This is a genomic window from Paenibacillus naphthalenovorans (genome assembly GCF_900099895.1).
Classification (GTDB): domain Bacteria; phylum Bacillota; class Bacilli; order Paenibacillales; family NBRC-103111; genus Paenibacillus_G; species Paenibacillus_G naphthalenovorans.
This window is the reverse complement of the sequence record NZ_FNDY01000032.1, coordinates 45,461-51,839: the sequence shown is the minus strand read 5'-3', so window position 1 is coordinate 51,839 and position 6,379 is coordinate 45,461. Positions and strand designations below refer to the sequence as shown.

The window sequence follows — 6,379 nt, the reverse complement described above, 5'->3', positions numbered from 1 at the left end:
TTATCATCGAGGCGGTAATTACAACAGATGCTACGGTTTTCTTCAGCTTGTGTTTCACTTGGGTTTCCTCCTGTCAAGTCTGATGTCGGTTATTTCTGTTTTTCTTCCGTTATAGCTCTCATTGCTGCTATTCAACCACAACTTTAGTGCCATCGGACAAGCTTGCCGGCGGTGAGATCACAATTTTGTCTTCATGATGGAATAAGGAGCTGTTTTCAACAAAAACCCAATCCTTATTTTTATCCTCAGTTGTAACTGCGATCTCCCGGACCTGATCTCCATCCAGCTTATACACAAGTTTTTTTCCGTCTTTTTCAATAATGGAGTCTCTCGGTATTTCTACACGTTTAGCAGCATCGGCGGTAAAGTTCACTGTAACCACGTTACCTGCGCGGAGAAGATTTTCCGGATTCGGGACGGTTAACCTTACCGTAAACGTGTTATTGTTAGGATCGGAAACCGGACTAACGAAGGAAACCGTTCCTTGAATTTTTTTATCCGGTAAGCTCGCGACTTGAATATCGATGGAGTCCCCTTCCTTGATCTGGTTCACCTCTGACTCCGGAACACTCACCTCGACTTTGGCAGGATCCAAACTAACCAGCTGCAGAAGGGAGGCACCGGAAGGCATGGCGGTGAAAGCCATCTCACCGGCTTTTGCATATTTCTTCACCACAATACCGTCGATCGGAGAAACAATAGAGGCATTCCTCAGCATTAAATTGGCCGAATCAAGATCCGCTTGTGCAGCTGCAACCTGGGCTCTAAGCTGGTCTATCGTACTGGCCGCAGCTCCGGCCTTTAATAAGTCCAGCTTCGCCTGGGCACTCCTCGCATTGGCTACCGCTGCATCGTAGGCTGATTTTGCCGTTTTATAGTTGGTTGTCGCTAACTCCAATTCATCCTTCGTGATGTTGCCCATATCATAATGGTTTTTGGCTTGATTATACGTAATTTGAATTTGGTCAAAAGCCGCTTTCGATTGATCAACCAAAGCATGGGCAGCATCCAGTGCACCTTGGACTGCACGGATATCCTCTTGCCTGGCTCCCTCAAGCGTATTAGCGAGTTGGGCTTGTGCTGCATCGAGACCGGCCTGGGCTTTTCTCACCTGCACTTCTAATTCGCTTGTCTCCAGCTGCACAAGCAAATCGCCTTTTTTCACTTTTGCCCCTTCCTCTACCAAAATGGAAGCGATTCTTCCAGGCTGCTTGGAATAGATCTCTACCGTTTCATTCACAACAACCTTACCGATGAGTCCACGTTCGACAGATGACAATGTAATCGTCTTAACCGAAGGAATCTGCTGTTCGGAGGCATTAGCAGGCAGATCGGTGCCGCAGCCTGTAAAGACCATCGTCGAAGCGGCAAGAACGGATAATATGGTGATCGTACGAAACCTTTTGTTCATCTCAGTTCTCCCCCTTAATATGTATCTTCACTTCAGCGCTCATGCCCGGAGACAGGTTCAACCCTCGCTGATCGTCTATCGATATTTTGACCCCGATCCGCTGGGTCACCTTTGTAAAATTACCGCTTGTGCTTGTCGTAGGAAGAAGAGAGAACGTTGACGCCGTGGCGTTCCCGATCTCATAGACTTTTCCAGTAAGCGTATGGCTCGGGAATGAATCAATGGAGAATTCAACATATTGGCCGAGCTTGATCTTTTCGATTTCCGTCTCTTCAATATTGGCGGAAACATAAAGTGCTTTTTTATCCACAATCATCGCTACGGATTGGCCCGGTGTGACGACCTCGCCCGGTTTTGCCGAGGTATGAATTACCGTACCGCTAACCGGAGAGCGAAGTGATGCTTGATCCAGTAACGTGCTGGATAAGTTCGTTATGTCCTGCTGACCTACGATTTGATCCGCAACAACCGTATCTCCTTGTTTGATCGTCAGTGTGTTTAGCTTCCCTGAAATTTTAGGCATGACACGATAGATCTCTCCTGCTAATCGCGCATCTTCCGTTTTCACATAATGAACCGATTGATACCAAAAATAAGATCCAATGCCTGCCCCTGAACCTATGATGACGATAATGATCAATATTAAGATCAGTTTTCTTTTCATGTTTCTCCCCCCAAGATTTCAAACGATAGATATGGTTCTGTATGGTCAATAAGCTCGGATGAACTCAACCTTAGTGAATCATGATGTCATCCCCGCCTTCACGGGACGATTTGTTTTTCATTAGAAATACGAGAGGGATGCAAATCGCTCCCAAGATCACAAGAAGAAAAAACGTATCCGTGAAGCCCCGTACTAACGCTTCTTTCTGAATCGTTTGACCCAGTACGCCAAGGAATCCGCCCTGCGAGGCAGCCGTATCCGCCCCCAGCATCATATAGTTATGTACAATATGGCCTTGGAATACTGCAAATGCCGGCGACGTTTCTGATATCTGCTCCGTTATCGCTGCTCCGTATTGTGTTGTCCGATGCGACATAAAGGTCCCCAAAAGAGCAATCCCAAAGGAGGATGACACACTGCGCAGGATGTTGGAGAGCGAAGACGCGCTGCCCATCAGCTCGTTAGACATCGTATTTAATCCCGCAGCAATAATGGGCATCATGCATAAACCGATTCCCAGCCCTCGAATAACAAGGTATACGTTCAATTCATAGTTGGAGATGTCACCCGTAATAAAATGCAATTTGTAAGTACCAAAGGTTAATAGCGCCAGACCAGTTACTCCAAAAGGAATGACTCCAATCCGGTTTGATAGCGCACCGACAAGCGGCATCATCAAGGCGGTGGCAATGGCTTGAGGCATCAGCTGTACTCCCGTTTGAGACGGCGTTAGCCCCCCGACATTCTGGTACCATATCGGAAGGATATACGCTCCTCCTTGAATCGCAATAAACACCAGGGAAGAGATAAGGATACTGACGGTAAAATCCTTATTTTTAAATAATCGTAAATTGATGACCGGGTCTTTCTTCCCCGTCTCAACCCACAGCAGCAGCATGAAGCTGGAAACCGATATCCATATGAGCGTAACGATGTATAGGGATGTCCACCCCTCTGCTTCACCCTTTTTGATGATCAGCAGCAATGAACAAAAAAAGATACTCGAGAGAATAATGCCCGGAAAATCAAATTTCAAATGCGATTGTTTGGGTGTTTCTTTAATGAGAAAAAAAGCGATCAATAAGGATAAGAGGCCTATCGGAATATTAATATAAAACAAGATGCTCCAATGCATATGCTCTACGACGTAGCCTCCAATCGTTGGCCCCAGGGAAGGAGCAGCCATGGCAGAGATCCCCCAAATCCCCATCGCGATAGGCACCTTGGAGCGATCCATAATCTGATAAAGCATGGCCATGCCTACCGGCATGATGATTCCTCCGCCTAAGCCCTGAAGGACTCGAAATACGATAAGGCTGGTATCATTCCACGCCATCCCGCACATGGCTGAAGTCATTATGAAAGCCGAAACCGAAATCATAAGTATTTTTTTATAACCGAAGCGGTCTGCCAAGAATCCTCCGAGCGGGATGACCACGGCTGTAGCCAAAGTATATCCGGTAACCACCCACTCCATATCATCTATTGTTGAATTCAATAAGCTGGTCATTTTGGGTATAGCGACATTGATTACGCTATGGTCCAACATTTCGAGAAACGTTGCAAAAATAATGGAGAATAAAGCAATCCACTGCTTGATGCCACCCTTTTCCTTATCCGGCGATGGCTCAGATGTATTGGTAGTCATACATGTCCCCTCTTATATTACATATTTTGTAAAGTTAGTGGGCCCTCTCTTAGTCAAAAAGAAGTCTTTCGAGACGGTTACACAACTCCGATAAGGGTTTATGTTCTCTTAAATAATTTAGTAATGACTTCTTGATCACGGTTCTTGGACGATTACGATTCGCTTCTTCCTTCAGATAAGCAATCGCTTCTATCACTTCCTTTTTAGACTGAGGTTCGATGTTAAGAGACGCTGCCTTGCTCTCTATCATCCTATACAATTCCAAGATTTGGTTCTCTTTATCCACAGGACTGTACTCAACAAATTCTATTTTTTTTCTTAGTTCACAAGTAATCACGGGCTCGATACGGCTTTCATGAAAATACTGAATGAGGATATCGAGGATATTTGAAATCAGCTTGGATACAACTGGAATAGCGTTTTGTTGAGTATGAATGATTTGAAAGGCATATTCCCGCATAAAGGAGTGATAGGCTAATACGATATCCCAAACGAAGGGATCGATCTCTTCACCATAGGCAGACAGCAGCATTTTTTTCGTTAAATGCATGATTTGTTTTTCAAATATGACGATGGAGGAATTCGTTTTGACTAGACTTGCAGAGCTCACATCATGGGGAGAGATCACGGATAAGAAGAAATGCCTTTGCTCAAAAATATGTTCCAGTGTGAGCTGACAATGCTTCTCGATCTTTTCTTTTGCAGTCATATCCGCCAGCAGAATGACATAGTCCGCCATTTCCTGCATGGAATCGATAAATTGAGTCAAGACTTCGCTGAGAAGTACATCCTTGGATTCGAACATTTTATAAAAGGAGCCCTTGGCTACACCGGCTTCCTTGGCGATCTCATCTACCGTGGTTGCTGCAAGCCCCTTCTCGGAAAATAACCGGCTCGCTGCATCAATGATTTCTTGGCGCTTTGGCATGCTTCAACCTCCTGGATATTCACTCAAAGAACTAATGAGTTCATTGTGAACACTAAAGTTTAAACATCTTTTACTGATTATACATTGGACATTTTTTCCTCGTCAATACTAAAGAGTCTCTTTTGAACTCATAAGTTTACAGTTTAAAGCCTTTGTTCATTGATTTTTCAATAATTGATAGATAACGTTAGGTCCCGAATAGTTATCCAAACAAAAAAACCCGCTGGCAGCGGGCGTAAGGAATGGTATAGACTCTAGCTCAAGCTTTGGTTTACTCTTTGTACAATTTCATCGGCTGTCATGCCTCGGGCGTTAATCACCGACGCTTGAGTAACGGTTTCACTGATTCCCATCACGTTCTTATCCTGACCGGAAATGACGCAGCAATCGCAATTTTGCAAATTTCCGCTGTCTATGGAAACAACCTCGTGCCCGTTTTGCTGCAGGGCATTCTTTACATCCTCCAAGCTGTTCTCAACCGCAATTTTTGCCATGGCTTTTCTTCCCTCCTTTTCCATGATGTAGTTTACCCTGGAAGTTTCCTTTTTTATACCAGCTATTTTAGGGAGATGGGATAATCTTTATTGATGACAATCGGATCGTATACGCGCTGTAAAGAAATCGTGTACTTATCCTGCTTGGAGGCAGGGATGTAAAGATCCAGGTATGGACTGCTGCTTTCGCTTGTAATTGCTGTTCCGAATCCCGTTATATTCAATTCCTCACGGAGTCTGTTTACTTTCTCCATTAATTGATCGTTTTGGGAAATTTGATCGTTATACTCTTTTATGAAGAAATACACGCCTTCCAGCCGGTCTTGATGAGGGGCTCCTTTTTTCACTTTCAAGTGAAGATACCCGTCATGATATCGAGCCTTCTCAATGACGATGTCCTTATTCTTATATCGAACCGTTAAGGGGAACGTTCCATTCATTGAAAGCTCAAAGCTGCCGCTGGGTTCTCTCTCTGAGACTTGTACCATTCCTATATGCAGGTACAGCTCCTTTACCTCGGTGTCAAAGAACACGGATGAGGAAAATGGCAGCTGCATCTTTCCGTCTTCCATCATCAATCCAGGACCGGAAGAAGTGTTGTTCGTTGTCTCGGTCCAATATGCTTCGCCTCACTTTAAATGTTTCTATTCATATAGGCGTAACCGAGCGCCATTCGGTTCAATCCTGACCAAAGAAAAACAGCTGCAATGAGCAGCTGCGAATTAACCCTATTTTTTACTCTAAGCGGCATCTTGTTCACTCATCCGATTCCACTTCATACACACATTGAAATCGTTCAACGCCGGGGAATTTTTCCCCCAGGCTTCTGATGGAAAAACCGATATTCCTATAGAACTCCACCGATTCTTCATCGGTTTCCGCTTGAATTTCCCGCGGTTTTTTGAGCTCGATCAGCTCCAATATTTGTCCTCTGCCATAGCCTTGCCCGCGATATTCCGGATGAACAGCGAGATGCTTCACTTCCAGAAGCCCATTCGGATGCGCAATAAACCCGACAAGGCCAATCATTTGGCCATCCTCTTCATATCCATACAGCTCGCGGCTGTCCTCTTTCGCATAGGCGTTCAGTTCCTTTTCCAACAAACCGGAGTCGGGAAAGACCGAATACGAGAGCAGTTCCTGTATATTTTTTTCGCCGAGCCTATGTTTAATATCCACTAGCATTGAAAGTCACTCCGTTACCGTTTCAAAATAAGGATTGCACTCTTCTATT

The 6,379-nt window shown here is 44.8% G+C and carries 7 protein-coding genes; all 7 read right to left on the bottom strand.

Annotation, left to right across the window (positions count from 1 at the left end; genetic code table 11):
- Nucleotides 1–127 precede the first annotated feature (127 nt).
- The 7 genes from BLT35_RS21560 to BLT35_RS21530 all read right to left on the bottom strand — a co-directional run bounded on the left by BLT35_RS21560 (nucleotide 128) and on the right by BLT35_RS21530 (nucleotide 6,330).
- On the bottom strand, nucleotides 128–1,411 hold the full coding sequence (locus BLT35_RS21560) for an efflux RND transporter periplasmic adaptor subunit (RefSeq protein WP_074729703.1): 1,284 nt from the start codon (nucleotides 1,409–1,411) through the stop codon (nucleotides 128–130).
- Nucleotide 1,412: 1 nt separating this feature from the next.
- Complete coding sequence (locus tag BLT35_RS21555; protein ID WP_062408389.1) at nucleotides 1,413–2,075, bottom strand: HlyD family secretion protein; 663 nt, start codon at nucleotides 2,073–2,075, stop codon at nucleotides 1,413–1,415.
- Nucleotides 2,076–2,145: 70 nt separating this feature from the next.
- The gene (locus tag BLT35_RS21550; RefSeq protein WP_062408390.1) at nucleotides 2,146–3,723 is read right to left on the bottom strand and encodes a DHA2 family efflux MFS transporter permease subunit; all 1,578 of its coding nucleotides are present in this window, start codon (nucleotides 3,721–3,723) and stop codon (nucleotides 2,146–2,148) included.
- Between the two features lie 49 nt (nucleotides 3,724–3,772).
- Nucleotides 3,773–4,651 (bottom strand): TetR/AcrR family transcriptional regulator, encoded by an 879-nt coding sequence (locus BLT35_RS21545; protein WP_062408391.1) that lies wholly within the window; start codon nucleotides 4,649–4,651, stop codon nucleotides 3,773–3,775.
- Nucleotides 4,652–4,905: 254 nt separating this feature from the next.
- On the bottom strand, nucleotides 4,906–5,145 hold the full coding sequence (locus BLT35_RS21540; RefSeq protein WP_054820207.1) for a YkuS family protein: 240 nt from the start codon (nucleotides 5,143–5,145) through the stop codon (nucleotides 4,906–4,908).
- Nucleotides 5,146–5,207: 62 nt separating this feature from the next.
- Entirely contained in the window at nucleotides 5,208–5,702 is a 495-nt protein-coding gene (locus tag BLT35_RS21535; RefSeq protein ID WP_074729702.1) for a hypothetical protein, read from the bottom strand.
- A gap of 199 nt (nucleotides 5,703–5,901) precedes the next feature.
- Nucleotides 5,902–6,330 carry a GNAT family N-acetyltransferase gene (locus BLT35_RS21530; RefSeq protein ID WP_062408393.1) on the bottom strand — a complete coding sequence of 143 codons (429 nt, stop codon included), beginning with the start codon at nucleotides 6,328–6,330 and terminating at the stop codon, nucleotides 5,902–5,904.
- Nucleotides 6,331–6,379: the final 49 nt, after the last annotated feature.